3 protein-coding genes are annotated in these 2,236 nt (G+C 53.2%); all 3 read right to left on the reverse strand.

The window, feature by feature from the left end; translation table 11 throughout:
* Positions 1-177: 177 nt before the first annotated feature.
* Positions 178-1,290 carry a peptide chain release factor 1 gene (prfA, locus tag K2G43_RS05300; protein WP_300153355.1) on the reverse strand — a complete coding sequence of 371 codons (1,113 nt, stop codon included), beginning with the start codon at positions 1,288-1,290 and terminating at the stop codon, positions 178-180.
* A gap of 104 nt (positions 1,291-1,394) precedes the next feature.
* Entirely contained in the window at positions 1,395-1,598 is a 204-nt protein-coding gene (locus tag K2G43_RS05305) for a hypothetical protein (protein ID WP_297643134.1), read from the reverse strand.
* A 342-nt stretch (positions 1,599-1,940) separates the two neighbouring features.
* Positions 1,941-2,236, reverse strand: a 296-nt coding sequence (locus tag K2G43_RS05310; RefSeq protein WP_300153357.1) for an AIR synthase-related protein, incomplete at its 5' end; no start/stop codon positions are given.

Consider the following 2,236-nt stretch of genomic DNA (forward strand, 5'->3'; position numbering starts at 1 on the left):
GTAACGGGGAAGCGTCTCCAACAGATGCGGAAAGCTTCAACAGCCTTGTGAAAAGCCTTTTTTACTGATACTGCCATAGATTTATGATTTATAATTTATGATTTATGATTTCAGGTGTGTGATTTAGGGAGACGAATGCGTCTTGCGGATAAATCTGAAATCATAAATCATAAATCTTTAAAGTTCACTCTCTTTTAGCCTTTCCGCATTCTCTGCCACGATCAGGTGGTCGATGCAGTCCTGGATGTCACCGTCCATGAAGGCGGCGAGGTTGTAGATGGTATAGTTGATGCGGTGGTCGGTGATGCGTCCCTGCGGATAGTTGTAGGTGCGTATCTTGGCGGAGCGGTCGCCGGTGCTGACCATGGTCTTGCGCTTGGAGGCGATGTCGTCGATGTACTTCTGGTGCTCCTTGTCGTAGATGAAGGTGCGCAGGCGCGAGAGGGCACGCTCCTTGTTCTTGGGCTGGTCGCGCGTCTCGGTACACTCGATGAGGATTTCCTCGACCACGCCCGTGAGCGGATTCTTCCAGTTGTAGCGCAGGCGCACGCCCGATTCCACCTTGTTCACGTTCTGTCCGCCGGCGCCGCCGCTTCGGAAGGTGTCCCACTTTATCTCGCCTTCGTTGATGACTACATCAAACTCCTCGGCTTCGGGCAGCACGGCCACGGAGGCGGCGGAGGTGTGCACACGTCCTTGTGTCTCGGTGGCAGGCACGCGCTGCACGCGGTGTACGCCCGACTCGTATTTCAGGGTGCCATACACATTGTCGCCCGTCACGGAGCAGACGATTTCCTTGAAGCCGCCGGCAGCGCCCTCGTTGGCACTGGAAACTTCCAGCCGCCAGCCCTTGATGTCGCAGTACTTGCTGTACATGCGGAACAGGTCGCCGGCAAAGATGGCCGCCTCGTCGCCCCCTGTGCCGCCCCGTATTTCGAGGATGGCGTTTCGGCCGTCCTGTGGGTCGGCAGGGACAAGCAGCAGCTTTATCTGCTCTTCCAGTTCCGGCTGGCGTTTCTGACAGGCATCCAGCTCCTCGCGTGCCATTTCGCGCATTTCGGGGTCGGTCTCGTTGGCGATGATTTCTTTTGCCTCTTCGATGCCGCCGAGCACCTGCATGTACTCCTTGCGTGCCTCCATCAGGTCGCCCAGCTCTTTATACTCTTTGGTCAGCTTGACGTAGCGCTTCTGGTCGGCAATGACTGCCGGGTCTGTAATCAGGGTCGATACTTCTTCGAAACGGGCCACGAGGCCGTCCAGCTTTTCTAATATTGTATTGTTTTCTGCCATAATTCAATCAATTAAACACAGAGGCACGGAGTCACAGAGTCTTATTCTCTTTCTGAATCTTTTAATCTAAAGAACTCTCCGTGTCTCTGTGCCTCTGTGTTCGTTCATTCAGCCAATCTTCTAATCCATTTATATTTTAGGGTCGCCATCCGGTAGGTAATCACTCCCCATCCCATCAGGGCAAGTATGCCGATGCCTTTGCGCAAGAAGTTTCTTTCTCCCCACGTGTCCAGCAGGAAGGTGAACATGCCCAGCAGGCAGGACATACCTACCAGTACGCAGAGGCTGACGATGATTTTCTTCTTCATATCTAACGAATCGGATTATAGTGTGACAATTTTGTGATAGTTACCACAACCGCCCTTCCAGCCACCACGCCAGCAATGCCGCCAGTGCCAGAAAGGCGATGACCAGCAATGTCCACGTCTTGCGAGAGAAGCGGTTCTTCTCCCGTTTTTCGGCGGGGCTGAAGTAGATACTGCCTACATGGGCCGCCCAGTCCGGGGAACATATAGCAGACGTATTTGAGGAAGGGGCAATCCAGCCAATAGGCTATAGCAAGGAGCACTGCATGGATGCCAACGATGCCTATAAGCACCAGACAACCTTCATGCTCCTTTTGCTTCATCTTCTCTTTTCGTATCAGGCGATTAGTACTTGAATTCTCCGAATTCGCTTTGGATTATCAGTTCCTTCTTGTCGCTCTCTTCGATGCGGCCGATGATTTGTGCATCGATGTTGAAGCTCTTCGAGATGGCAATCACCTCTTCGGCGTGTTCGGGAGAGAGGTAAACCTCTAAGCGGTGTCCCATGTTGAAGACCTTGTACATTTCGCTCCAGTCGGTATTGCTCTGCTCCTTGATGGTCTTGAACAGGGGCGGAACGGGGAAGAGGTTGTCCTTGATGACGCGGCAGTTGTCGCCTACGAAGTGCAGCACCTTGGTCT

The organism is Bacteroides sp. (assembly GCF_029057325.1).
Lineage (GTDB): Bacteria > Bacteroidota > Bacteroidia > Bacteroidales > Bacteroidaceae > Bacteroides.

Excerpts from the sequence above, each read along its gene's own strand:
- prfA (WP_300153355.1), bottom strand. The coding sequence starts at position 1,290 with ATGGCAGAAAACAATACAATATTAGAAAAGCTGGACGGCCTCGTGGCC.
- K2G43_RS05305 (WP_297643134.1), bottom strand. The coding sequence starts at position 1,598 with ATGAAGAAGAAAATCATCGTCAGCCTCTGCGTACTGGTAGGTATGTCC.